A 23,832-nucleotide genomic window follows, 5' to 3' on the forward strand; every position below is an offset into this window, starting at 1 on the left:
ATGGAACTGTTGGTGCCAAAGCGTCAAAGCGTTTCGATTGAGCTGAACGGCGAGAAGGTGGCTGCCGCAAGCGCGGTAAAGTGTGTGTGCGTCAAAGAGCGACGGGCAATTCGAGCGTTCGGCGAAGCAGAGCCGGTGGCCTGGCTGGACCGCGCGCCCTCCTACCGGCTGGAGCTTTCGCAGCTGAGTGTTTTGGGGCAGAGTGGAGCGTCCCTTTCGGAGATGAGCGGTTTTCGCCTGGTGACGGTGCAGGACGGCGTGCGCACGACGTACAGCGGCTGTGAGTGGCAGGAGCTGACGGAGCAGGCGGATGCCGGAGAAGGGTTTCTGGCGGAGCATGCCGTGATCACTGCCGAAAAGAAGACGAGAGAGGAGGGGTCAGTGTGAATGAAACCGCATATTCGGCCGGAGAACTCTCCGCCGTAAAGGAAAGTGAGCAGGCAGAGTACGTCAGCCGCGCGCTCGAGCGGGATTACAGGCGCTACCCCCACCCGATTTCGGAGGAGGAGCTGGCATGAAGCTGCAGCCGATGAAATACGGGGATTACACGTGGCCGCATAACCCGGAAAAATTGACGGTCACCTGCCGCAGGGCAGTGAAAGAGCTGCAGGCACCGTTTGCCGGCAGTATTTTGCAGGATTACGGGGTGCAGAAGCGCGTAGTGGAGGGCGAGGGCGAGTTTTACGGCGTGGATTGCATCGGGCAGTTTCAACAGCTGTATGCTCAACTGGAACAAACAGAACGGGCCGTGCTGACTCTGCCCAATGTTCCTCCCTTTTTCGCGCGCTTTGTTACGCTTGAGATGATCGGAAACCCCGAGCCGGATCTTGTGCGATATCATTTTATCTTCTGGGAGGACGGCGCGGCGGAATCTGCCGGGAATCTGCTCTCCGGGCAGATCTACGAATGCAGTGAGGGCGACGATTTATGGCGGATCGCTGCGGCGTACTCCGTAACGGTGGAGCAACTGCTGGAGAAAAATCCGGGGCTGCGCTGGCCGAACTACTTGCGGAAGGGAGAAAGGGTGGTGATTCCGTGACGTTCGAAGGAATTACCGCCGGGGGAATCGTCTGTTCTTTGGGCACACCGCTTTCCGTGCGCATCAGCCGGGGAGCGGGAGCGCCCGCGGACGAGCTGATCGGTGAATTCCCTTGGAGCGCTTTGCCGCCGCTGTACCGCCTGCGGGTTTCGGATGGAGAACGCATTGTTTTTTTTGGCCCTGTGGATGTGCAGCAGGAGCGGATTTCACCAAAGGGCGCGTTCCTTCGAGTGGAGGGGCGAAGCCTTGCGGCGCTGCTGCTCGACAATGAGGCGGTGCCGCAAACGTACTATTCCCCGCCGTTTTCCACGGTATTTTCCCGCCACGCCGCACCGTACGGATTTTCGCGGTGCCGGGTGCCGGGTAGTACGGAGAAAATCGGCGAGTTTACGGTGACCAAGGGGATGAGCGAATGGCAAGTGCTCGAAAGCTTCTGCCGCCGTGCGTGGAGTGCTTCCCCTGTTTTTCAGGACGGAAACGAGCTGACGGTTGGGGCATCGGAATTAGGCGAAACGCTGCTGTTTGGAAATCAGGGGCTAAGGTATCTCTCGCTGACCAAAACGCAGAAAGCGTATAAGCGGATTAGCGAGATTCTGGTTCGTTCGGCCAAGGATGGGCGTTATACCGTTTCGGTAACGGAGGAGCAGGCACTGCGTGAGGGCATTTGCCGCAGACGCTGCCTGAGTTCTTCTTCGGGAATCAGCGCAAAACAGGCTTTGGCGAGCGCGCGGCAGAAATCGCTGGAATACACGCTGGTACTGCCCGGCTGGCCCGATGTGCGCCCGGGCCGGAACGCGGAGCTGAACGACCGCACCTTTGGTCGGGGTGCCGGGCTGCGGGTGTGGAGCGTGGACTATGACTTAGACACCGGTGGGATGCTCTGCACCGTCACGCTGCGCCGGGCCGGGGAATAAAGGAGGGAACAGAAATGTGGATTTCTGAAAAAATGGCAGGTTCGCGCACTGCGGAAAGCGCTGTGGCTTCCGGTGAGGTGACGGGCGGGCAAGATGCCTGCATTGCCGCGCAAGGGGAAAACGAATACCGCCGTCTGGCGCTGGCAGCTCCCTGGGGAATCGCCTACCTGCCGCCGGCGGGAGCAAGGGCGGTAATCCTCGGTGGGGTGGAAAATCCGGTTTGTGCCGGAACAATTGTGGAGGCCGGAGGACTTGAACCGGGCGAGCTTCTGCTTTTTTCCGCAGGAGGAGCACGCATCTGCCTCAAGAATTCCGGCGAGGTGGTCATTAACGGCCAGACCTTTGCCAAAGCGGGGGAAGCATAATGGATATTAGGCTTGATCAAGGCGATTTTGCCGTTGGGTCCAATGGCCTGCCAGACTCCGTAAGCGGGAAGGAAGAGCTGCTGCAGCGGGCTTTGATTCGCCTTTCGGTGCCGCGCGGCAGCTTTTCGTATGACCCGGAGTTAGGAAGCAGGCTGCATACGCTGGTGCTGACCGGCACAGATTTAAATACGCGGGCGCGTGAGCTTACGGAAGAAGCGCTTTCGGCGATGCCAGAGCTTTCGGTGGAGTGGGTCGTCTGCACGCCACTCGGCGGAGCACGCGCCCGGCTGACGGTGGCACTGAATACCCCCTGGGGAGCAGGAACCGTTTCGCTGGAATTGACTGGAAAGGAGGGATAGCAGAATGGAAAGTTACAACTCTGTTTTAGAGCGGATGCAGCAAACCTTTCAGGGATTGGCGGGCTTTTCCGCGGATGACGCATCTGATTTGGGAATCAGGCTGAAGGTGCTGGCGGGGGAGGTCTACTCCCTTCTGAGTGGAGTGGAATGGCTGAAGAATCAAATGTTCCCCCAGACGTCACAGGGCGAATATCTGGAGATGCACGCCGCCCAGCGTGGGCTTTCACGTAAAAGCGCAGTGCCATCTTCGGGAACGCTCGTGTTTGGGCGTTCCGGTAGCCTACCATATGATGTACTGATCCCCAAGGGGACAGTTTGTGCTGTTTCAGGAGAAGACGGCCCACGCTTTGAAACAACGCAGGACATCACGCTCACGGCCGGTGCGCAGACGGTGCAGGGGCCGGCGGTGTCGCAGCAAGGCGGAAGAGAATCCAACGCGGCGGCGGGTACGGTGACCCTTTTGCTCACGCCGCCGGCGGGCGTGGAAACCGTGACGAACTCGCAGGCCTTTACCGGTGGAGCCAACGAGGAGACCGACGAGGAGTTGCGCAAACGCCTGCTGAAAAGCTATGAGGTACTGCCAAACGGCACCAACGCAGAGTTTTACCGCAGCTATGTTGTGCAGTACGACGGGATTCAGTCCGCAAGTGTTTTGCCGCGCGTAGACGGAAACGGAACGGTTGCCATATACGCCGCCGGCCAGGGCGCTGCCCCGCCGGATGCACTGCTGACACAGATTCAGCAGGAACTGAACAGTCTGCGCGAAGTGAACGTGGAGGTAACGGTGCATCCGCCGGAGCTTGTGAAATTCCCGATCTCTCTTTATATCGATCCCACGCCGGGGTGTACCCTTGCGGCGGCCACCAGCCAGGCGCTGCAGGTTATCCGGTTGTATTTTAGCCTGCTCTCCGTTGGGGAATCCGTCATTCTGGCACAGCTCGGCAAGCAGTTAATGGATACCGGGCTGATTCGCAATTACCATTTTGACGACGCATTGACCAAGGATAAAAAAATGGAGATTTCGCAGCTGGCGGTGCCGGATCCGGTGTATGTGCAGCAGATGGGGAGCGTGGTGTAGCGTGAGGGCGATGGATTCCATAAGAGAAAAGCTGCTGCCGCTTCGGCTGTACCGCATGGACGGCAGCAGCCGGGTGGAAGCCGAGCTTTCCGCCGTGGCCGAAGGATTGGATTTGGTGTATCAGGCGCTCGAAAACCTGACACAGGAGGCGTTTGTTCCCACGGCACAGGGGGTGGGTCTGGCGATGCTCGAGCGCACCTTCGGTTCGGAGCGTACCGATTTGCCGCTGGAGCTGCGGCGCGAAATGCTCTTGTACCGCGGTGCGGTTACGGTGAACGACAACACCAAACAGAGCGTAGAGCGCGCGCTGCTTTCGGTGGGACTCCGCGCACAGCTGTGGGAGTCTCCCCGCGAGCAAAAGCTGTATGTAATCTGCTACGAGGTGCTGGATCAAAAAATGACGCGATACCGTTTAAAAGAATCTGCGCTGCGCTTTCTGCCCGCCCACCTGGAAATCATTTTTGATTTCGGGAAAGTGACATGGGACTACCTGCACAAAACAGAAAAAACATTTCTGAAGCTGGCGGAGCTCGAATACACCTGGGAGCAAATTCGGGAGTTAGAATAATGGAAAGAACTGGGAGGAAATCAAAATGCCGTCCACGAATAAAACGCCCCAACTGGGGCTAAATAGCTGGGTAGACACTGATAAGCCCCGCCGCGAAGACTTTGTTCAGGATAATACGATTCTGGATACGATTATCAGCGGGCATTTGGCCGACACAGTGCTGCACCTGACCGCAGCCGACCGGATAAAGCTGAGTAACAGCCTGGTTGCGGGCAGCCGCGCCGGGTCGGGTGCTGAGGAGGCTTCGGTCACATTTGATTTTGAGCCGAAGCTGGTTTTTGTATTTTCGAAGGATAAACCGATGATGGATTACAGTGCGTCTGGCAGCTATGTGGTGGTAAACAGTGGAATTGCCACGCAGTGGGGAAATACGGCGGGCGTGTCCATCAGCGGGAATAAGGTGAATTTCAAGCAGAGCAAAACCACCCCCGAAGCGGGTGGCACGCTGCTGAATTTGAATAAGCTTTACGGGCAATACATCTATTTGGCCGTGCGGTAGCGGTGATTGACGAACCGGGATTTTTATACTATGATAAAGTACAAGTCATTCCCGGAGATTTCGGTTTGTTTTCCGGATTGCGGATAGGAGCTTTTCATGGAACTATTTGAAAATGAAGTTCGCCCCGAGCGTGCGCTTTTGGTGGCGGTGGATACAGGAGAATATGACGTAGGAGCCTCAATGGCGGAGCTGTATGAGCTCACGCGCAGCGCGGGTGCGGAACCGATTGGCTCGATGGTGCAGAAGCGCCCGTCGCCGGATTCCGCGACTTGTGTCGGCTCCGGTATGGCGAATGATATTGCGGATTACTGTACACAGTATGAAATGGACCTGCTTATTTTTGACTGTGAGCTTTCGCCCACTCAGATTCGCAATCTGGATAAGCTGACCAAGGTGCGCGTGATTGACCGCACCATGCTGATTCTCGATATTTTTGCCGCCCGGGCAAAATCAAAGGAAGGCAAGCTCCAGGTTGAGCTTGCCCAGCTTCGTTATCTGCTGCCGCGCCTGAGCGGCCAGGGCACTGCGATGTCGCGCCTTGGCGGCGGAATCGGTACGCGCGGCCCGGGTGAAACAAAGCTGGAATCCGACCGCCGGCATATTCGCCGCAGGATTGAGGGTCTTAAGGAGCAGCTGGACGAGGTGGAGAAGCACCGCGAGCAGATCAACCGCCGCCGCCAGAAGGACGGAGTGATTACCGTTGCGCTGGTTGGCTACACGAACGCCGGAAAAAGCACTTTGATGAACTACCTGACGCAGGCGGGCGTTTTAGCGAAGGATCAGCTATTCGCAACGCTTGATCCCACGGCCAGAGCCTTAAAGCTGCCCGGCGGCGTTACTGTAATGCTGATCGACACGGTCGGCTTTGTGCGCAGACTGCCGCATCATCTGGTCAACGCGTTTCGTTCCACGCTCGAGCAGGCCGCTTTAGCGGACGTGATTCTGAATGTGTGCGACGCGTCCAGCCCGGAGGCACAAACGCACTTAGAGGTGACACGCTCCCTGCTGGCGGAGCTGGGCTGCAAGGACCGCCCGCTCATCCCGGTGCTGAACAAGTGCGATCTGGTTCCCGAGCTCGACGCCGTGCCCATGATCGGCAATGCCGTGCGCATCAGCGCTGCCACGGGAGCGGGTGTCGATGAGCTACTCCGAACCATTGAGCGGAATTTGCCGGTGCGCACCGTACAGGTGGAGGCACTGCTGCCGTTTGCGGAAAGCGGGCTGGCGGCCCGTGTGCGCAAGGACGGCGTATTGCAGAAGGAAGAATACACCGAGCATGGCCTCAAAATTATTGCACGGGTAGGGCCGGAGCTGCTGGAGCAGCTCTCACGCTATCTGGTCGATTCCGAAGAGCCGAAGAGCTAATTGACAGTATTCATAAAAAGTCCAGGGGAACAGTAATTTGTTCCCCTGGACTTTTTTATATTGATAAGCGAAAAAGAGCCTCGTTATTCCTACTTTCGGTTTTTTCGGTACGCGAGGTAATTATCCAGAATGATGGTGGCGGCCACGGCGTCTACAACGGCCTTGCGGCGTTTGCCGCGCGTGTCGGTCGCGTTGAGGTAATTGTGCGCCGTAATGGTTGTTCCGCGTTCGTCGCAGAATACCACGGGAACGCCGCTTTCCTGCTCGAGCTTGGCCCCGAACGCGCGGGCATTTTGGGCACTTTCTCCCTCGCTGCCGTCCATATTGCGCGGCAAACCGACCACCAGCAGTTTTGCGTTCTGCTCCCTCGCCGCTTCCGCAACGGCCCGGCACAGGCGCTCTGCATTGTGTTCCTGCACCACTGCAAGCGGGCTGGCCAGAAGCTCACCCTCATCGCATACGGCAAGGCCGGTGCGCGCCTTGCCCAAATCTACCGCCAGTATTTTCATGGCAAAGCCTCCATTGATTAGATTCGGAATGCTGCTTTCAAAAGAGGAAGCCGCAGCTTTTATGCTCCCCACCCTCGGCGGAGAAAGAAAGCCGGGAATTTCAAGTGAATGGACGATCGTTATTCTTTGCGCGTCCAGTCATGGGGAATCATAACGGAAGGCTCCCCGGCCAGGTGCGAAGCGTCGTTCTTCAGGCGGATGGTTGCGTTCAACTCCTCATCAAAATCGACGATGCTCACCGCGGTATTGTCGCTCCAATCCATATCATTGAGCTGCTCGATGGGCCACCCTTCGGCCCGGCATAGAAAATTGCGGATTGCGCAGCCGTGGCTGGTAACGGCGATCGTTTGACCGGGATTTTCCCGAACCAGAGCAAGAACGGTGTTCCAGATGCGGTCGTAGACCTGACGCATACTTTCCCCCTGCTCAGAGAGAAACTCGTATGGCGCTTTCCACCAAACTTCCGCCATTTCAGGGAATTTCTCGGGCAGATCGTTCCACGGGACACCCTCCCATTCGCCGCCGTCAAGCTCCATCAGGCCGCGCTCCTGTAATATAGGCAGGTGGTGGTACTGGTTTACGGCCAAGGCCGTTTCATACGCGCGCACCAGCGGGCTGGAATACAGCACGTCAATTTTGGTATTGCGCAGGCGCAGCGCCAGCAACTCCAGCTGACGGCGCCCGTTCTCAGTAATCGGAGCATCGGTATGCCCCTGAAAAATTTGTTTTACATTTCCTTCCGCCTCACAGTGGCGGATTAAGATCACTCTGGTCATTCGCTGCTCCTTTTCCTTGTCGTTACCAGGGCTTTACGCCGCCGGTTAGCTCGGTTACGGAAGAAATTCCGTTCTGCTCCATATATTCGTTCAGCCCCTTCAGAATATTCAGGGGTGCTTTGGGGTCGCTGAAAAACACGGTGCCAAGCTGCAGTGCGCTCGCGCCGGCTAACAGCATTTCCACCGCATCCTGCCAGGTGGAGATGCCGCCCATGCCGACCACGGGAATTTTCACCCTCGCGGCGGCCTGCCACACCATACGCACGGCTACCGGGAACACCGCCGGGCCGGAAAGACCGCCCGTATTGTTGTGCAGAATGGGCCTGCGGCTTTTAATATCGATGCGCATGCCGGTAAGTGTGTTGATGAGCGAAAGGGCGTCAGCTCCGGCGCTTTCCGCGGCGGCGGCGATTTCGCCGATGTCTGCCACATTTGGTGAGAGCTTGACCATCAGCGGCTTTTTGCAGAACCGCCGCACCTGTGCGGTGATGTCCTCCACCCCGGCGCAGGAGGTGCCGAACTGTACGCCGCCCTGCTTCACATTCGGGCACGAAATGTTCAGCTCAATCATATCCACAGCGGTACCGGAAAGGCGCTCCGCCATTTCGCAGTATTCCGCCGGAGTGTTGCCCGCAATATTCGCGATGATCCGTGTGCCCTGCTGAGAGAGCCACGGCAGATCCTTTTCGATAAAGGTATCAACACCCGGATTCTGCAATCCGACGGAATTCAGCATTCCACCCGGGGTTTCCGCGATGCGCGGCGGGGGATTGCCCGGTCGCTCTTTGAGCGTAATCCCCTTGCAGGAGATGCCCCCCAGAGCGGAGAGCGGGAAAAATTCCTGGTATTCATGGCCGAAGCCAAAGGTGCCGGAAGCCGCGATCAGCGGGTTCTGAAATTCGACCCCGGCAACGGTTACTTTCAAATCTGCCATGCGTTATTCCTCCCAAACGATGCTGCGGCTGTCAAAGACGGGGCCATCCTTACAGACATGGGCGTAGATTTCTTTGCCGTCGCGCAGAACCTTGCACGCGCAGCCAAGGCACGCGCCCACACCGCAGGCCATGCGCTCCTCCAGAGAAAACTGGGCGGGGATGCTGTACTCCTGTGCCAGCGCGTCGAGTGCTTTGAGCATCGGCTTTGGGCCGCAGGCGAACAGCACGTCGGTTTCTGCGGCGTACTGGCGCGCACAGTCTGCCACCGTGCCGTGAAAGCCCATGCTGCCGTCGTCCGTTGCAATGAATACCCGGCAACCCGCCAGCGCGAAGTCGCGCGCCAAAATCACGGATTCCTGATTGCGAAAACCAAGAATCACCGTGGCGTTCTGACCAAAGTGCTTTGCCGCCGCGAGCAGAGGAGGCACTCCGATTCCGCCGCCGATAAACAGCGCCCGGCGGGCAGTGTCGCCCAAGGAAAAGCCGTTGCCGAGCGGGGCGAGCAGATCGACAAAATCGCCTAGGTGCTTTTGGCCCAGCATCGCGGTGCCCTCGCCGCGCTCCTGAAACACCAAGCGCAGCGTGCCGTTCTCCGCGTCAATGTCGCAAATTGAGATAGGCCGGCGCAGAGTTTTGCCCGGCACCAGCACGTGAACAAACTGCCCCGGCTTTGCCGCGCGGGCAAAGTCCTCCGCATCCAGAATCCAGTCGTGGATTCCCGGAGCGGGCTGCTTTTGGTAAATAATTTCGCACTGCATCGTATCATATTTCATAGGCGTTATCCGATCCTCCCGATTCTTGCGGTAATCGCGTCGCGCATGCGCACGGCTTCCCTGGCGGCGGCCTCCGCGAATTCCTGCTCGGGGGCGTTTTCCTTCTGCCATGCGCACAGAATGCTGCGGGAGGCGTTGATCACCGCGCCGAGGCCGGAGGCATCGAAGGCCGGCGCTACGTCGTCGGCACCGCCGCCCTGCGCTCCGTAACCCGGAACCAGGAAGAAGGTATGGGGGAATTCAATGCGCAGCTCGCGCAGCTGCTCGGGGTAGGTGGCGCCTACCACCGCGCCCACGCCCGAATACACATACGCACCGGGCAGAAGCTCGCCCCATTGCTCACACATTGCGCCCATTTGGTAATAAACGGATTTCCCGTTTTTCAGTTGTTGATCTTGCAGTTCCCCGGAGGAAGGATTCGAGGTTTTCACCAGAACAAAAATCCCCTTATCCTCTCGCTTACACAGGCCCAGCAGCGGCTTGACCCCGTCGGAGCCAAGGTACGCGTTCACTGTCAGCGCGTCGCCCGCAAAGGGGGTGAGCAACTCGCCGTCCACGTCTGTTTTGCCCAGATGCGCGTTGGCGTAAGCCTCCATGGTGGTGCCGATGTCGTTGCGCTTTCCGTCAGTGATGACGAACAGCCCCTTTTTGCGGGCATACTCCATCGTTTCGGCCAGAGCGCGCATTCCCGGCCAGCCCAGCGCTTCATAGTAGGCGCACTGGGGTTTAATCGCCGGCACAATAGGGGCCAGCTCGTCGATCAGCGCACAGTTAAAGCGCAGCACCGCGTCGGCTGCGCCTTCCAATGTTTTGCCGAATTTCGCGTAGGATTCTTCCTTTAAAAAGCGGGGGATATACTCCAGCTTGGGGTCGAGTCCCGCAACGGTGGGGTTTTGCTTCTCGATGATTTTTTCAATCAGCGTGTCCAGTGACATAAGACTCCTCCTAATATTAAAAAATACCTTCTATTGTAATGCTGCTTCTTGACAACCGGTTATTAACTCATTCCCCTCTAAAGACGGAGGAATGAAATATCTTTTTTAAAATGTTTTGGCTGTAAAGGCACACGGAATGCCAAGATGACTCCGCTTCCGCCGATTATAATTCCTGATAGACGATGCTGCCGCGGCATACGGTATATTTGACCTTGCCGCAAAGCTCCATCCCGGCAAAGGGGGTGTTGCGGCTTTTTCCATGCAGGCGCTCGGGGTCTACCGTCCAGCGCTCCTGTTCGCGGAACAGCACAAAATCTGCCGGCGCGCCCTGTTTCAGCGTGCCGCCGGGGATTCCGAGAATCTTTGCCGGGAGAACCGACATTTTTTCAATCAGCTGCGAAAGAGTCAGGCAGCCGGTGTTCACTAGATAAGTGATTCCCACGGCGAGCGAGGTTTCCATCCCGATGGAGCCGTTCGGCGCGGTGCGAAAATTTGCTTTTTCCTCCGGGGTGTGAGGCGCATGGTCGGTTGCAATCGCGTCGAGCGTGCCGTCGCGCAGCGCATCCCGAATGGCGAGCAGGTCGTGCTCGGTGCGCAGGGGAGGGTTCATTCGGCAGTCGCCGTTTTTCGAGAGCAGGGCCTCTTCCGTCAGCGAAAAATAATGCGGTGCGGTTTCCGCCGTTACCTGAACCCCACGTCGTTTCGCATCGCGGATCATCGCGGCGGCGATCGCCGTGCTGACATGGCAGATGTGAATCGGCACGCCGTACGATTCGGCCAGCGTAATGTCCCGCGCGGTGCCGCATTCCTCGGCGGCAGCAGGAATTCCCGGCACACCGAGCCTGCGGCTGACCTCGCCCTCGTTCATCAGGCCTCCTGCGGCCAGATAGAGGTCTTCACAGTGAGAAACCACCCGCAGACCCAATTGTGCCGCCTGCTTCATTCCCTCGGCCATCAGCTGGGTGTCGGTTACGGGCCGTCCGTCGTCCGAAACAGCAGTGACGCCCGCCGCCTTCAAAGCGGCCATGTCGGTGAGTGCCTCACTTTTCAGGCCCGTGGTAATTGCGGCGGTCACATACACGCGCGCGTCAGCCTGCTCCGCACGAGATAGGATATCCCTCGCCACCCCGGGTGTGTCGGTTACAGGGTTTGTGTTCGGCATCGCCAAAAGGCTTGTTACCCCGCCCGCCGCAGCCGCACGGCATCCGCTCAGGATGTCCTCTTTCTGCGTAAAGCCCGGGTCACGCAGGTGAACATGCATGTCCACCAGTCCGGGAGCCGCCGTCAGTCCCTTTGCGTCAATCACTCTCGCGCCGTCGGACGAAAGCTGCTCGCCGATTGCAGCGATGACTCCGTCCCGTACCAAAAGGTCGCCGATCAGGTCGATCCCGTCCGCAGGGCTAACGATCCGGGCGCCCCGGATGAGAAGCTGTTCCGCCATATGTGCCGCCTCCTGTATCTTATCTTTGTAGCCATACCTCTTTCTTTCTTCCCGCGAAAGCGAGGGAAGAAACGGCCTTTTTTCCTATTATACATGATTTGGGGAAGTCCGTAAACCGCGCAACTGTCCCGAAAAAGCGGGTCGTTTCCCGAAACTTCTTTGCCAATGTGTCCATCTGTTGTTCTGCGTCCTGCCCGTTGTGGGCAGTCTTTAGAAAAACAGTGAGGCGGTGAGCGCCAGCAGCTCGCGGGTGTACATGGCGGATAAAATATTGCGCGGGCTTTCTGCACTCACGGCATAGGGGGTCAGCCCCTGCCGTTTGGCCAGCCATGAGGCGCGCAGCTGATGGTATTCATCGGTTACAATCGCCGCGCTGGAGCCAAAACTGTTCTTCTCCAGCAGCTCCTTGGAGTACCGGATGTTCTCTTCCGTGCTTTCGGAGCGGTCCTCCAGCAGAATCCGGTCGGCTGAAATGCCGCGCTCGATCAGCTTTTCGCGGATCACCGATGCTTCGCTGCGGTTTTCGCCCTCGCCCTGACCGCCGCTGGCGATGCACATGGCTTTGGGGTTTTCTTTCAAGTAGCGCTCCGCCGCACCGATGCGCGCCCAAAGGTCAAGGCTGGGCTCGTCTCCCCGAACCTGGCTGCCCAGAACAATTGCCGGGGTGTTGGTTGGGGGCGTGTGGTTCGCGGCGGAAATCATCTGCACCGTTAGAATCCCCGCCCATAAAAATCCGGCAGCCAGCACACCGAACAGAATGCGTGAGCCGGTTTGGTAGGCTTTGAGGTGCCCGGTATCCTTGGCCCGGCGTTTCAGCAGCGGTGAAAATCCGCCCCATAGGAGAAAAAAGAGGCACAGGCCCATGCCAAGAAAATTTCCAACATTCCAAATGCCCACGCTGCCGGGCCACAGGTACCAAATCAGCCCGGCGGCGGGTAACAGCAAGATCAGCCTTTTCACACGGAGTACTCCTTTTATCAGGGTTTGTTTTCACTCTTAGCCTCAAAAAGCGGAAGCGGGCGGGCGTTTTCCTACACCTGACGCATTCTTTTTTTCTTTGGAGGAACGGCGAAAAACCTGGTTTTTTCTTAAGTATAACAAAAAAAGCAATAAATGAAAAGAGAACCGGGGGTAAGCGAGAGAGCAAACAGGAATAAATGCCGGAAAATCGCCGATTTGGCCGGGAAAATACGGGCAATATGGCAACCTCTTTTAAATCATGGGGAATTGACTTGATTTTTGGAAAGGGCTATAATAACAATACTATTTTATTAACCAATTGGAGGTTCATTTATGAAACGCGTGTATAACTTTTCTGCGGGTCCTTCCGTTCTGCCGGAAGCGGTTTTGCGCCGTGCGGCAGAAGAAATGTTAGATTACCAGGGCAGCGGCCAGTCCGTTATGGAGATGTCCCATCGATCTAAAATCTTTGAAGGAATCATTGAGTCCGCGGAAAGTTGTCTTCGCGAACTGATGAATATTCCGGAGAACTATAAAGTGCTGTTTTTGCAGGGTGGCGGCTGGTCGCAGTTTGCCATGGTTCCGCTGAACCTGATGGTTGGGAGCGGCAAGGCGGATTTTGTCGTGACCGGCCAATGGGCGGCAAAGGCACAGGAGGAAGCGTCCCGCTACGGCGAGGCTCACATTGTGGCTTCCTCCAAAGACAAAACCTTCAGCTATATCCCCGAGCTTGACCCCAAGACCTTTACGCCGGATGCAGATTACTTTTATATTTGCATGAACAACACCATTTATGGCACTCGTTATACCAAGCTGCCCGAAACCGGGAACGTGCCGCTGGTTGCGGATATTTCTTCCTGCATTCTGAGCGAGCCGATCGATGTTTCTAAATTTGGCTTGCTGTTTGCCGGTGCGCAGAAAAATGTGGCGCCCGCGGGTCTTACCATGGTGATTGTTCGTGAGGATCTGATTGGTCATGCCAAGGAGTTTACTCCCACCATGTTCAATTACAAGGTTCACGCGGATAACGGTTCTTTGTTCAATACCCCGCCCTGCTACCCGATTTATATCTGCGGGCTGGTGCTTGAGTGGATTAAGAGCGAGTTCGGCTCGTTGGAGGGCATGAAGGCTCATAACGAGAAAAAAGCGGGGATTCTATACGATTTCCTCGATCAATCCACACTGTTCCGCGGCACTGTCGTAAAAAAGGATCGTTCCCTGATGAATGTGCCATTTGTAACCGGCAACGGCGAGTTGGATAAAAAATTCGTCAAAGAGGCAGAAGCCGCCGATTTTATCAACCTGAAGGGTCACCGTTCCGTGGGCGGTATGCGTGCTTCTATTTATAATGCAATGCCCATTGAGGGTGTGGAAAAGCTTGTGGCATTCATGGCGGAGTTTGAGAAAAACAACGCCTGATTCCTTCCTCTAAAAAAGCTGCCGTTCAAACGGGAATTTTCTCCCCACCTTTGGCGGGGAGAAAATGAGCGACCTTTTAGAGGGAAATGATTTTAATATGCAGAAAGAACAGAGGTTCAAAAAAATGTATCGTGTTAAAACACTGAATAATATTGCAGAAGAAGGCCTTTCCCGTTTTGGGCAGGGCTATGAGTACGGCAACGACATTCAAAATCCCGAGGGGATTCTGGTTCGCTCCGCCGCCATGCACGACATGGAGCTTCCCACAGAGCTGCTGGCAATTGCCAGAGCGGGTGCGGGCGTTAATAACATCCCGATCGACAAATGCAGCGAAAAAGGCATTGTGGTATTTAACACACCCGGCGCCAACGCCAACGCCGTCAAAGAGCTGGCGATTGCCGGCCTGTTTCTTACCTCCCGTAAAATCGCCCCCGCCCTCGAGTGGACCAAAACACTCAAAGGGAAGGGCAGCGATGTCAGCAAGCTGGTTGAAAAAGGCAAGGGACAGTTCGCTGGCCCCGAAATCAAGGGCAAGAGCCTCGGTGTAATCGGCCTTGGCGCGATTGGTATTTTGGTGGCGAATGCAGCCAAATCCCTTGGCATGGAGGTTTATGGCTACGACCCGTACCTTTCCGTAGACGCCGCATGGGGTCTCTCCCGTTCGGTACACCATGCCAGAACACTCGATGAAGTGTGGGCAAACTGCGATTACGTAACCGTTCACGTTCCGCTGACCCCCGACACCAAGGGGCTGGTGAATGCCGAATCCGTCGAGAAGATGAAAGACGAAGTCCGTATTCTGAACTTTGCGCGCGGCGAGCTGGTGGATAGCGCCGCCGTTCTGGATGGCCTGAAATCCGGGAAGATTGCCGCGTATGCCACCGACTTCCCGTCCGATGATCTGATCGGCGTTGAAAATGTGCTGGCGATTCCTCACCTGGGCGCTTCCACTCCCGAGTCGGAAGAGAACTGCGCCCGCATGGCGGTGGATGAGCTGAAAGAATTTCTTGAGAATGGCAATATCCGTAATTCCGTCAACATGCCGGCGATTTATATGCCCCGCGCTCACGCGGTTCGCGTCTGCATTCTTCACCGCAATGTTCGCAATACCATCAGCCGTTTTTCCGGCGTGATGGCCAACGCGGGCATCAACATTGAAAATATGCAGAGTAAATCGAGAGGCGACTTTGCCTACACGATTCTGGATGTGACCGGCGAGGTGGACGACGCGGCTTTGGAGCCGCTCAAGCAGATGGAGGAAATTATCCGCCTGCGTGTGATTCGCTGAACCCGTTCTAAACCTGGCGTATCCCGCCGCCCCGCAGCAAAAGCGGAGGGCGCAGGGGAATAGTAAGTGATAATGAACTGCTTTTTTTTGGTGGCCGCTGGAACCCAGTGACAATGGTAAAACCTTGAAAAGCAGTTCTTTTTTTACCCTTTTATTCAGTTTATGGACGATAACGGAGGAGCAAACAAAATGAGGATTGGTCTAATTGGATATGGCGGTGTAGGGAAGGCCTTTATCAAGTTGATTGTAGAGAAAGGCTCTGCGCTAAAGGCGCAGGGGCTTGACCTTGAAGTGATCTACATCATGGGCTCTAAACGGGGGCTCTACAACCCCCAGGGAATCAATTGCGCCCAATTATTGGCTGCCTCGAAGGATGGGGAAAGCATAACGATTGCAGATACGGAGGAAAACAGGAAAATCACCCCTGCATTTCTGCTGCAAAACAAAGACATCGATTTGCTGGTGGAGCTGACTAGCACAAATAAAGAAACAGGAGAACCGGCACGGAGCTATATTTTAAAAGCGTTGGAAAATAAAATCCATGTGGTAACAGGCAATAAAGGCCCGATTGTTCACAGCTATTGGGAATTGGATCAGGCTGCAAAAGAAAACGGAGTGCAGTTAGGAATCGGGTGTACCTGCGGCGGGGCGTTGCCTTCTGTCAATGGCGGAACCATCGAAATGGCCGGTTCGCAGGTCTACTCCATCGAGGGTGTGCTGAACGGCACCACAAATTATATTTTAAAAGAGATGGAAGACACGGGCTGTACTTATCGCGATGCGCTGGAAAAGGCACAGACCTCCGGAATAGCGGAAGCAGACCCGAGCTTTGATGTGGAAGGGTGGGACACGGCCCTGAAACTGTTGATCCTTACCAATGTCGTGATGAAGCAGAATAAAAAATTATCCGATATTAAAATCGAAGGAATTACAGGCCTAACCCCTGAGGAGATTCAATTGGCCCACGGGGAAGGCAAGCGCTATAAGCTGATTGGGCGGGCAACGCGGGAAGGGGAAACCCTCCATATGGTGGTCAGGCCCGAAAAGCTGGGCGAGGGGCATGCCTTTTACCACGTAGACGGCAAAAATAAGGCGGTCAGATATGAATCAGACACCCTGGGGGAGCTGACGTTGATTGGCGGGGCGTCGGGTACTACTGCCGCCGCCGCATCTATCCTAAGGGACATTGTATTGATTTACAATCGGTAGCCGGCAATTACCTAGACGCGGGTATCAACCATATTCCGGTAGAAAATCCAAGGAAGAAGGCATCGCGGTGTTCCACACGCCCGTGCCAATGCAAACACCGCCAAGAGTCTGAGAATGGAGGTCTACGGTTACAACCCGTACCTTTCCGTAAATACGGCCTGATCTTGGCGCGTTGAAAAAAAGAGAGGGGTCATACTATGGTAATTCAGGGAGTTCCGTTCTGCACTGTCGATTGGAGCGCAATCGAGCCCACAGTACACCCGGGAGTGACCGGAGAAGCTTACTGGCGCACCTTTGAAATGGGAAACATTCGGGTTCGCATGGTGGAATACACTCCGGGGTACTTTGCAGACCACTGGTGTAAGCGCGGCCATGTCCTTCTTGTTCTGGAAGGTGAATTGGTAACTGAGCTGGAAGACGGGCGAGAGTTTACGATGACGCCCGGGATGAGCTATCAGGTTGCCGAAGACAGTAACCCGCACCGTTCCCACACGGAAAAGGGAGCAAAGCTTTTCATTGTGGACTAAATCTGCTCTGCGGCACGCTCTCAGAGGCTCAAGGTTTGATGAGTAAAGTGTCTCCTTCTGCTCCGAGCAGAAGAAAATCCGTTTTAAAAAGGCTGCCGCAATGTTGCGGCAGCCTTTTTATGCTTATTGAATCAGTGTGGACATCAGTTCCGACACGGAGAGTCCGGTGAATTTGGCAAACGCGAACAGGGAGGCTAAAAAAGCTATTGCAATAGCGGGCAGGCCGCTGAGCAGTACTTTGACGCGCTGAGGTTGCGGCGCTTTACTCATTTCACACAGAGGCTCAATCTCTTGCGCTCGAGATAGACGAAGTTTTTTCACAAGATCATAGGTAGTACCGATGAAGGCGAAAAAGAAAGCGACAGCAAGAAAAAGCTCAAACCATCGAATCGCAGAGTTTTGGAATTTAAAAAATGCTTTTAAAACACCGATAATAACGATGGCTATAGAGGTGCCTTTCAGCAAAGTGTTTTCTTTTTCTTTCTCGTCCGGCTTTGCTTCCAGATTCTTTTTCGTGGTCTGCACCTCCTCACAGTGTGCTGTTTTTTTATAGTTTACCATATTCTATGAGCAGGTGCAAATTTCGCCCGGCTTCTATGGGGTTAAAGCGGGATCACTTCTTGTGATCGCTCCGTAAAGTTAGCTTTCATCTGGTCAATGCCCCAGAAAATCCGCCACGATCCAAATCAGGAAGCCCACGTACAAGACAAGCGCTGCTGTGTACCAAAGTATCTGCCTGCGGCGAATTTGAGGGGAGGTATCTGCTCCTTGGTTTTGGTAATAATGCCGCATTTGTACCCAGTCGTATAAAAAATAAATAAGAAAAAGAAAAAATAAAACCACATTGGCCAGTTCAAACCGCTGCCGGGCAGGGTCCCAGGGCGCATAGTGCTTCGCCATTCCGCTGATGAGCAGAGCAACCATACAGAGGAAAAGAATGGTTCGTGAAATCCAATTTGGTTTGCTTTTATATTTCATATGCTATACCTGCTTTCTAAAAGAGATTGAATCACCCAAATCCCAAACAATAAGAGAATCAGGTGGATGCGGGCCTGGCGGCAAAAGCGTGAGGCCGATGATTTTATCACCGGCCTCAATTTGTTATGCTGGGGGGGATGGTTTTTCTTTTTATGCCGGGATCACAAGCTTCTGCCCGGGATAAATCAGGTTCGGATTTTTCACCGTGTCCTTATTCAATTCATAGATTTTCTTCCACTGTGTGGAGTCATTTAACAAATCCTTTGCAATCTTGCTCAGGGTATCGCCATTTTTTACGGTGTAGGTTCCGTTATCAGTGGAAGCAGGGAGAGTAGAAATATCTGGAAGCTTATCGCCCTTTTGTGCCATGATTTTCAGAACCTGTGCCTTTGTAACAGGAACTTTAAAATCGGTTACGATGTCTCCGCTGTTGATGTATTGAATCGCTTTTGCGCGCAGTGCTTTATCCCAGTTCAGATTTACGAACTTCCAGTTGTGGTCGCAGGTATTTGTAATTGTTTTGTTCGGCTGCTTGCCGATGTAATCAATAATCAGATCCATCATGCTGGTCGAACCGTTAGGCGCCTGAATGTCGGAGGCAATCAGCTTCGCAGTCTTTTCACCGGGTTTAAATACGCCCGTGGGAGAGGTGGTGAGAAGCTGTGTTGAGGAACGGTAGTTATTTGCCGCAACCACATATTCCTTATTCATGTTAAAGGCGGTTCCGTTAGACATAGAGAGAATATGGATTCTCTGCCCAACAGGCTTTGTAAGGTCTACCTCATACTTAATACCGGAGAATTGATCCTGGTTGTAGCCCTGCATTGTGCCGGTAGGAATCGTTAGGTCGGTTTTGGTGTTCACGGCAGGCAGATTGTTATTAAATACACCGTTTGTGGTAGAACCAAAATAGCTGTAGCTCCATTCCATCCATTGCTTCACCTGTGCGCCTGTCATTGAAAGCTTATACAGCGTGTTGTTATCATATTTATAAATCTGCACGACACCGCCGATGGTGATTTCACCGGGGGTATGGTTTGCGTTTGCATCTAAGGGAGCTGTGCCGGAAATATCTGCTTTTGTATAATAAAACATGACGTTGTTGATTAGGTCAATCAGCGCGGTATCACCCAGGTAGCCCTCATACGTCCCTTTGATTTGGGGCTCGGGAACAAGGGGGCCGCCCTGCAGCTTGCCGATTACGGTTTGGGTAATGTAATTTCTTGCAGCCTGGTCTGCCTTTTGAATCGAGCTTTCTACCTTTGTGTTTAAAGGAATATCCTTGGTAACGGAGATAACGTCTGTTTTCACGCTTGCCGTTGCGTCAGTAGCGGTTTTGTTTTTCAAAACCCACTGGCCGTTTTCATAGGTTGCGGTTACAAGCACCTTTCCCAAGGAACCGCCGGCATTCTTGTTTTCAACGAATTTAACGTTGTTGGAAAGAACCACCTGCTTGTCGGCAGTACCTGTAATCGTATGATAATGCGCGCCCAAAATGGCAGCGAGCTCGGGGTTCTTTTTTGCTACATCAACAGCGCCGGAACCTTCTCTGCCGTATTCGCCCGTATCCCCCATATGGGTAACGGCTACAAATACGTCTGCAAGATTTTTTTTCTTCAGCTCGTCAATCGACTTCCTTATGGAATCGGCTGCGCTGATGGTATGTAAGCCTGCTTTCTTCAAATTAGAGGTGTCCCAAAGGTCAATATTTGGTGTAACGGCGCCAATAAAGGCTACCCGTAAGCCGTTGTCGAGCGTTTTGATGCTGTATGCGGAAAAGCCGTCCATCAGGGAACCGTCTTGCTTGAGTACGTTTCCGCAGAGTTTAGCCCCGGTAAAGCCGCTATAGGCCTTGTTGAGAGCATCCATTCCAAAATTAAACTCATGGTTGCCCAAGCTCATAATTTCGTACCCGGTTTTCTGCATGGCCTTCACAAGAGGGAACGGCTTATATTCATCGTTGTTAATGAAAAAGCTGGTTCCGTTTCCTTGAATCGTGTCTCCGTTATCCACCAGGAAGGTTCTTCCGTTAAAAGCGGCTTTTTCTCGTTCGATCAGAGTGGCCACCTGGGAAAAGCTGCCTACAGTGGATTTTCCGGTTGCGTAGTTGTAGCTTGTCATAGAACCATGGGTGTCGCTTGTAAATAAAATCTGAAAGGTTGCCTGATCCCCCTCTTTAGGGGTCTCGGCGGCATAGGCTATGCTTCCGAAGGACGTGAAAAGCAGGGTAAGCGCAAGCGTAAGCGCCAAGCGCTTCTTGAAAAAGAACTTTTTCATAAATACCGCTCCTTGTATATTTATTTGCCGGTATTCGGCAGAACATCTGAAAACCGCAAATATCCTTATAACATTTTTCGTCAGCACGGCTGTTTTTCGTGTGGACTGGATCTCAACCCATAGATGTAAATATTTGCCAGTAACATATTACCATATTATAGAAATACAAGCAATAAAATTATGGTTAAAAGAAATAAATATTTCCGTTAGTATCGTGGACAAAAAATAACAGCCGCAGAAAGCCCGATTAATCCGGGCTTCTGAGACTGCTTTGTTTGTCTGGCTAAATATTACGTTGAAGTCAAATGCACCAGATGCGCCACGCCGGGTACGCTTTCGCCCTGCTGCTGAGAGGTGGGGGACATCAGCGCGCCGGTGGCGACGAACAGCACATTGTTCAGCTCTCGGCTTTGCAGGCGCCGCAGAATCACCGAGCAGAGTACCGACGCGGAGCATCCGCAGCCGGAGCCGCCTGCGTGTACATCCTGCTTTTCGCGGTCATACAGCATCATGCCGCAGTCGTTGTGAACATCTGTAACATCCAGATTGTTGTCGGCCAGAATCTGGCGCACGAGCTTTGTGCCGATCAAACCCAGGTCGCCGGTTAAAATCAGATCGTAGTCCTTTGGCATGGTGCCGGTGTCCTGCAAAAAATCTGAAATGGTCTGCGCGGCGGCCGGGGCCATCGCGGCGCCCATGTTGGCGGCATCCTTAATGCCGAGGTCTACAATGCGCCCCACCGTCACATCGCTGACGAACGGCCCCTTTCCGCTGGTTCCAACGATTGCGGAGCCGGAAGCCGTGGCCGTCCACTGTGCGGTGGGGGTTCTCTGCCCGCCGTATTCCAGCGGCAGGCGGAACTGGCGCTCCGCCGAGCAGAAGTGAGAGGAGGTAACGGCCGCCGCCTTGCGGGCCGCGCCGCTCTCTACCAGAATCGAGGCCAGCGTCAGCGTTTGCGCCATAGTGGAGCAAGCGCCAAACTGCCCTAAAAAGGGAATATCCAGACTGCGGAGGCCGAACGTGGAAGAAATGCACTGGTTGAGAAGATCACCAGCGAAAATGTAGTCGATGTCCTGTGCGGTTACGCCCGCTTTGCGCAGCGCCAGATTGACGGCCTCCGTTTGCAGGCGGCTTTCCGCTTTTTCCCAGCTGCTTTCGCCAAGTGTCGTATCCTCAAAGGAAAGGTCAAAAAAACTGCTCAGTGGCCCCTGCATTTCCTTTTTGCCCACAACAGAGGCAAAGCCTTCAATGGTGGGCCGATTGGTCATTTGCAGGGTGTAGCGTCCAATTCGTTGTGCCATGTGCCCTCCCTCCCTCAGTACCAGCCGAACAGGTAAATGATCAGCCCGTACAGAACCGAGGCGGTGATGCCATATACCAGAACCGGCCCGGCGATGATAAACATTTTCGCGCCGATTCCCGTCACAAAGCCCTCGGGCTTAAATTCCATGGCGGGCGATACCATCGAGTTTGCAAAGCCTGTAATGGGTACGAGCGTGCCGGCCCCGGCATGCTTTGCCAAATTATCGTAGACTTTCAGTGCGGTAAAGAGTGCCGTTAGGGCGATCAGCACGGTGGATTCCGCGGCGCGGGCTTCCTTTAAATCAAGCCCGGAGCCTTGAAACCAGTTCACGAGAAACTGGCCGAACGTGCAGATTGCTCCGCCAACCAGAAATGCCATCAGGCAGTTTTTCAGGATTGGGCTGGGCGGCGACGCCTTTTCCGTCATTTTGGAGTATTCTTCTTTTGTTATTTTTTTCAACAGAATTCATCCCCTTTTGATTGCGTTAACAATGCTATCTTTTCCTTTTGAAAAAGGAATATGCAAAAAAATCCCGCGCTCGGGCATGCTAACCGAAGCGCGGGATTTCCTTTTTTATTTTTTATAGGGTGTATCACTTTAAAAAATTCACAATTCAATTTTGATTGATTCCCCCGCCAACGACGGGAGAACGAAATAACTGGTCTTGCCGGCGTTACGCGCGCGGCTGCTCCAGCAACGGAGCAAGATTCAGGCCGCTGCAGGTGGTAAGGAATTTCGCCAGCTTTTCGCGGATGATGGCAACACCGCCCACCGCGTCGCTTTCAATGTTCAGCGGCATGATGGGGTCGTGTACACTCAGGCGCAGCAGAAACCAGCCGTTACCTTCACTGTTGCCGAACGATACACGCAGACCCTCGTGGTTGTCTGGAGCAATCTGCCAGCCCTGATTTTTGGCATACTGCTCCAAGTCGGCCAGAATTTTTTCACCGCATTCGCGGAATGCTTCTTGGGTAATCGGCAGGCGAATTTCCGTCGCTTCCTTCGGCTCCGAAAGTGCCTCGAGCAGGCTTTCCAGCGTTTTGCCTTCCTTGCGCAGCACCGCCAGCTTAATGATGATCTTTGTTACCAGATAAGCGCCGTCGTCAAGAAAGTAATTTTCGCGCATCGCGGCATGGCCGGAGGTTTCAATTGCCAGAGGGCAGTTGACGCCCGCCTCGTTTAAGCGAACGGCTTCGTTGATCACGTTCTTATAGCCGCGCTTGAAGCGGTGATGCACGCCGCCGAGCGTTGTTTCTATGTAGCGTTTCAGTCCGTCGGAGGTGATGGAGTCCGTCACAATAGTGCCGCCATCGTTGCCCTCGAGTGCGATCGAGGAGGCCAGCGCCACCAAACGATTGCGGTTAATCTCGAGGCCTTGGCTGTCCACAGCGCCGCCTCTATCCACGTCGGTGTCGAAGATTACGCCCAGATCCGCGCCGGAAAGCACCGTAGCACTGCACACGGAATCCATCGCCTGTTGGTTTTCGGGGTTCGGCACATGGTTCGGGAACATGCCGTCCGGGTCAAGAAACTGGCTGCCGTTGATGTTCGCACCCAGCGGCTCGAGTACGTCGTACGCGTAAAAGCCGCCGGCTCCGTTTCCGGCATCCACCACAATGTGGAAGCCCTCCAACGGGCGGTCGTAGTTTTCCGAGTTTACACCCTGCTTGATGATGCTGCGCAGGTGTGCGCTGTAAATTTTCATGTGGTCGCTTTGCTCCACGCTGCCGGGCTTGTCTGCTGCGGGAGCCTTGCTTTCCTGTGCGTAGAGCAGCAGGGCTTCAATGTCGGGAGCGTCCAGTCCACCGGTTTTTACAAAGAATTTCAGCCCGTTCCGGTTGAACGGATGGTGGCTGGCGGTGATCTGCACCGCGCCGTCGCAGGGAATATCCAATGTTGCCATAAACATAGACGGCGTTGAGGCGAGGCCGCAGTCGAGCACACGGATTCCGCAGCCGGTAAGGGCACGGGTCACCGCCGCGCTGACGCGGGGAGCGGAGATGCGCGAATCATGGCCCAGTGCCACGGAGAGTTCACTCGCCGCCTTGCGGGTGCGCTCCGAAAGCCAGAGGGCAAATCCGCGCGAAATGCGCTCAATCACTTCGTCGGTCAGGTTCACCGGCTCGGGGCCTTCACTGGCTACCCCGCGAATATCGGTGCCGCTTTTGAATTGCTTCCATTCTTTTGTCAGCATAACATCCTGCTCCTTTTATGGTGGGCGCGGGCGCGCCGAAAATAAATCGAGAATTGTAGCTCTATTATAGAATAAAGCGGCGGGAAAGTAAATCGCCGTTTTGGGCGGATTGCCCCGCCCG

General features: G+C 54.7%; 27 protein-coding genes. 14 read left to right on the forward strand and 13 right to left on the reverse strand.

Going from position 1 to position 23,832, the window contains the following annotated elements:
• The 10 genes from QOS46_RS12325 (at position 1) to hflX (ending at position 6,187) form a co-directional block, all read left to right on the forward strand.
• Positions 1-387: a hypothetical protein gene (locus QOS46_RS12325; protein ID WP_283610141.1), complete on the forward strand. Its 387-nt coding sequence runs from the start codon at positions 1-3 to the stop codon at positions 385-387.
• A complete protein-coding gene (locus QOS46_RS12330; protein ID WP_283610143.1) occupies positions 384-518 on the forward strand; it encodes a hypothetical protein in 135 nt (44 codons plus the stop codon). Before QOS46_RS12325 ends, QOS46_RS12330 begins: the two co-directional genes overlap by 4 nt.
• Complete coding sequence (locus tag QOS46_RS12335) at positions 515-1,039, forward strand: LysM peptidoglycan-binding domain-containing protein (RefSeq protein WP_283610145.1); 525 nt, start codon at positions 515-517, stop codon at positions 1,037-1,039. Before QOS46_RS12330 ends, QOS46_RS12335 begins: the two co-directional genes overlap by 4 nt.
• Complete coding sequence (locus QOS46_RS12340; RefSeq protein WP_283610147.1) at positions 1,036-1,953, forward strand: hypothetical protein; 918 nt, start codon at positions 1,036-1,038, stop codon at positions 1,951-1,953. Before QOS46_RS12335 ends, QOS46_RS12340 begins: the two co-directional genes overlap by 4 nt.
• A 14-nt stretch (positions 1,954-1,967) precedes the next feature.
• Positions 1,968-2,318: a hypothetical protein gene (locus QOS46_RS12345; RefSeq protein ID WP_283610148.1), complete on the forward strand. Its 351-nt coding sequence runs from the start codon at positions 1,968-1,970 to the stop codon at positions 2,316-2,318.
• Complete coding sequence (locus QOS46_RS12350; RefSeq protein ID WP_283610149.1) at positions 2,318-2,677, forward strand: GPW/gp25 family protein; 360 nt, start codon at positions 2,318-2,320, stop codon at positions 2,675-2,677. The genes QOS46_RS12345 and QOS46_RS12350 overlap by 1 nt, the downstream gene beginning before the upstream one ends.
• Before the next feature lie 4 nt (positions 2,678-2,681).
• Positions 2,682-3,755, forward strand: coding sequence for a baseplate J/gp47 family protein (locus QOS46_RS12355; protein ID WP_283610151.1), 1,074 nt, complete (start codon positions 2,682-2,684; stop codon positions 3,753-3,755).
• A gap of 10 nt (positions 3,756-3,765) precedes the next feature.
• On the forward strand, positions 3,766-4,323 hold the full coding sequence (locus QOS46_RS12360; protein ID WP_283610841.1) for a hypothetical protein: 558 nt from the start codon (positions 3,766-3,768) through the stop codon (positions 4,321-4,323).
• A 25-nt stretch (positions 4,324-4,348) separates the two neighbouring features.
• The gene (locus tag QOS46_RS12365) at positions 4,349-4,822 is read left to right on the forward strand and encodes a hypothetical protein (protein ID WP_283610153.1); all 474 of its coding nucleotides are present in this window, start codon (positions 4,349-4,351) and stop codon (positions 4,820-4,822) included.
• Between the two features lie 96 nt (positions 4,823-4,918).
• Positions 4,919-6,187 carry a GTPase HflX gene (gene hflX, locus QOS46_RS12370; RefSeq protein WP_283610154.1) on the forward strand — a complete coding sequence of 423 codons (1,269 nt, stop codon included), beginning with the start codon at positions 4,919-4,921 and terminating at the stop codon, positions 6,185-6,187.
• 89 nt (positions 6,188-6,276) lie between these two features.
• Here hflX and ruvX read toward each other — a convergent pair whose 3' ends face one another.
• The 7 genes from ruvX to QOS46_RS12405 form a co-directional block, all read right to left on the reverse strand.
• Positions 6,277-6,696, reverse strand: a complete 420-nt coding sequence (gene ruvX, locus QOS46_RS12375; protein ID WP_283610156.1) for a Holliday junction resolvase RuvX — start codon at positions 6,694-6,696, stop codon at positions 6,277-6,279.
• Positions 6,697-6,815: 119 nt separating this feature from the next.
• A complete protein-coding gene (locus QOS46_RS12380) occupies positions 6,816-7,472 on the reverse strand; it encodes a histidine phosphatase family protein (protein ID WP_283610158.1) in 657 nt (218 codons plus the stop codon).
• Between the two features lie 22 nt (positions 7,473-7,494).
• Positions 7,495-8,406, reverse strand: coding sequence for a dihydroorotate dehydrogenase (locus QOS46_RS12385; RefSeq protein WP_283610160.1), 912 nt, complete (start codon positions 8,404-8,406; stop codon positions 7,495-7,497).
• A 3-nt stretch (positions 8,407-8,409) separates the two neighbouring features.
• The gene (locus QOS46_RS12390) at positions 8,410-9,180 is read right to left on the reverse strand and encodes a dihydroorotate dehydrogenase electron transfer subunit (RefSeq protein ID WP_283610162.1); all 771 of its coding nucleotides are present in this window, start codon (positions 9,178-9,180) and stop codon (positions 8,410-8,412) included.
• A 5-nt stretch (positions 9,181-9,185) separates the two neighbouring features.
• The gene (pyrF, locus tag QOS46_RS12395) at positions 9,186-10,115 is read right to left on the reverse strand and encodes an orotidine-5'-phosphate decarboxylase (protein WP_283610164.1); all 930 of its coding nucleotides are present in this window, start codon (positions 10,113-10,115) and stop codon (positions 9,186-9,188) included.
• Positions 10,116-10,278: 163 nt separating this feature from the next.
• Positions 10,279-11,556 (reverse strand): dihydroorotase, encoded by a 1,278-nt coding sequence (locus QOS46_RS12400; protein WP_283610166.1) that lies wholly within the window; start codon positions 11,554-11,556, stop codon positions 10,279-10,281.
• 210 nt (positions 11,557-11,766) lie between these two features.
• Positions 11,767-12,516, reverse strand: a complete 750-nt coding sequence (locus tag QOS46_RS12405; RefSeq protein ID WP_283610167.1) for a YdcF family protein — start codon at positions 12,514-12,516, stop codon at positions 11,767-11,769.
• Between the two features lie 333 nt (positions 12,517-12,849).
• Here QOS46_RS12405 and serC point away from each other — a divergent pair, with 333 nt between their 5' ends.
• The 4 genes from serC to QOS46_RS12425 all read left to right on the forward strand — a co-directional run bounded on the left by serC (position 12,850) and on the right by QOS46_RS12425 (position 16,959).
• Positions 12,850-13,935 carry a 3-phosphoserine/phosphohydroxythreonine transaminase gene (serC, locus tag QOS46_RS12410; protein WP_283610169.1) on the forward strand — a complete coding sequence of 362 codons (1,086 nt, stop codon included), beginning with the start codon at positions 12,850-12,852 and terminating at the stop codon, positions 13,933-13,935.
• 124 nt (positions 13,936-14,059) lie between these two features.
• Positions 14,060-15,223, forward strand: coding sequence for a 3-phosphoglycerate dehydrogenase family protein (locus QOS46_RS12415; RefSeq protein WP_283610172.1), 1,164 nt, complete (start codon positions 14,060-14,062; stop codon positions 15,221-15,223).
• A gap of 189 nt (positions 15,224-15,412) precedes the next feature.
• Positions 15,413-16,432 carry a homoserine dehydrogenase gene (locus QOS46_RS12420; protein ID WP_283610174.1) on the forward strand — a complete coding sequence of 340 codons (1,020 nt, stop codon included), beginning with the start codon at positions 15,413-15,415 and terminating at the stop codon, positions 16,430-16,432.
• A 197-nt stretch (positions 16,433-16,629) separates the two neighbouring features.
• Positions 16,630-16,959: a DHCW motif cupin fold protein gene (locus QOS46_RS12425; RefSeq protein ID WP_283610176.1), complete on the forward strand. Its 330-nt coding sequence runs from the start codon at positions 16,630-16,632 to the stop codon at positions 16,957-16,959.
• A gap of 123 nt (positions 16,960-17,082) precedes the next feature.
• On the opposite strand, the gene QOS46_RS12430 is transcribed toward QOS46_RS12425, so the two are convergent.
• From QOS46_RS12430 to QOS46_RS12455, 6 genes are all read right to left on the reverse strand, one after another.
• Positions 17,083-17,484, reverse strand: coding sequence for a hypothetical protein (locus tag QOS46_RS12430; protein WP_283610178.1), 402 nt, complete (start codon positions 17,482-17,484; stop codon positions 17,083-17,085).
• A gap of 129 nt (positions 17,485-17,613) precedes the next feature.
• Complete coding sequence (locus QOS46_RS12435; RefSeq protein ID WP_283610180.1) at positions 17,614-17,937, reverse strand: hypothetical protein; 324 nt, start codon at positions 17,935-17,937, stop codon at positions 17,614-17,616.
• Positions 17,938-18,087: 150 nt separating this feature from the next.
• On the reverse strand, positions 18,088-20,214 hold the full coding sequence (locus QOS46_RS12440) for a 5'-nucleotidase C-terminal domain-containing protein (protein ID WP_283610183.1): 2,127 nt from the start codon (positions 20,212-20,214) through the stop codon (positions 18,088-18,090).
• A 290-nt stretch (positions 20,215-20,504) separates the two neighbouring features.
• On the reverse strand, positions 20,505-21,515 hold the full coding sequence (gene spoVAD, locus QOS46_RS12445; protein WP_283610184.1) for a stage V sporulation protein AD: 1,011 nt from the start codon (positions 21,513-21,515) through the stop codon (positions 20,505-20,507).
• 14 nt (positions 21,516-21,529) lie between these two features.
• Positions 21,530-21,979 (reverse strand): stage V sporulation protein AC, encoded by a 450-nt coding sequence (spoVAC, locus tag QOS46_RS12450; RefSeq protein ID WP_283610843.1) that lies wholly within the window; start codon positions 21,977-21,979, stop codon positions 21,530-21,532.
• A 211-nt stretch (positions 21,980-22,190) separates the two neighbouring features.
• Complete coding sequence (locus tag QOS46_RS12455) at positions 22,191-23,711, reverse strand: phosphohexomutase domain-containing protein (protein WP_283610186.1); 1,521 nt, start codon at positions 23,709-23,711, stop codon at positions 22,191-22,193.
• Between the last annotated feature and the right edge of the window lie 121 nt (positions 23,712-23,832).

This window comes from Faecalispora anaeroviscerum, from assembly GCF_947568225.1.
GTDB lineage: Bacteria > Bacillota > Clostridia > Oscillospirales > Acutalibacteraceae > Faecalispora > Faecalispora anaeroviscerum.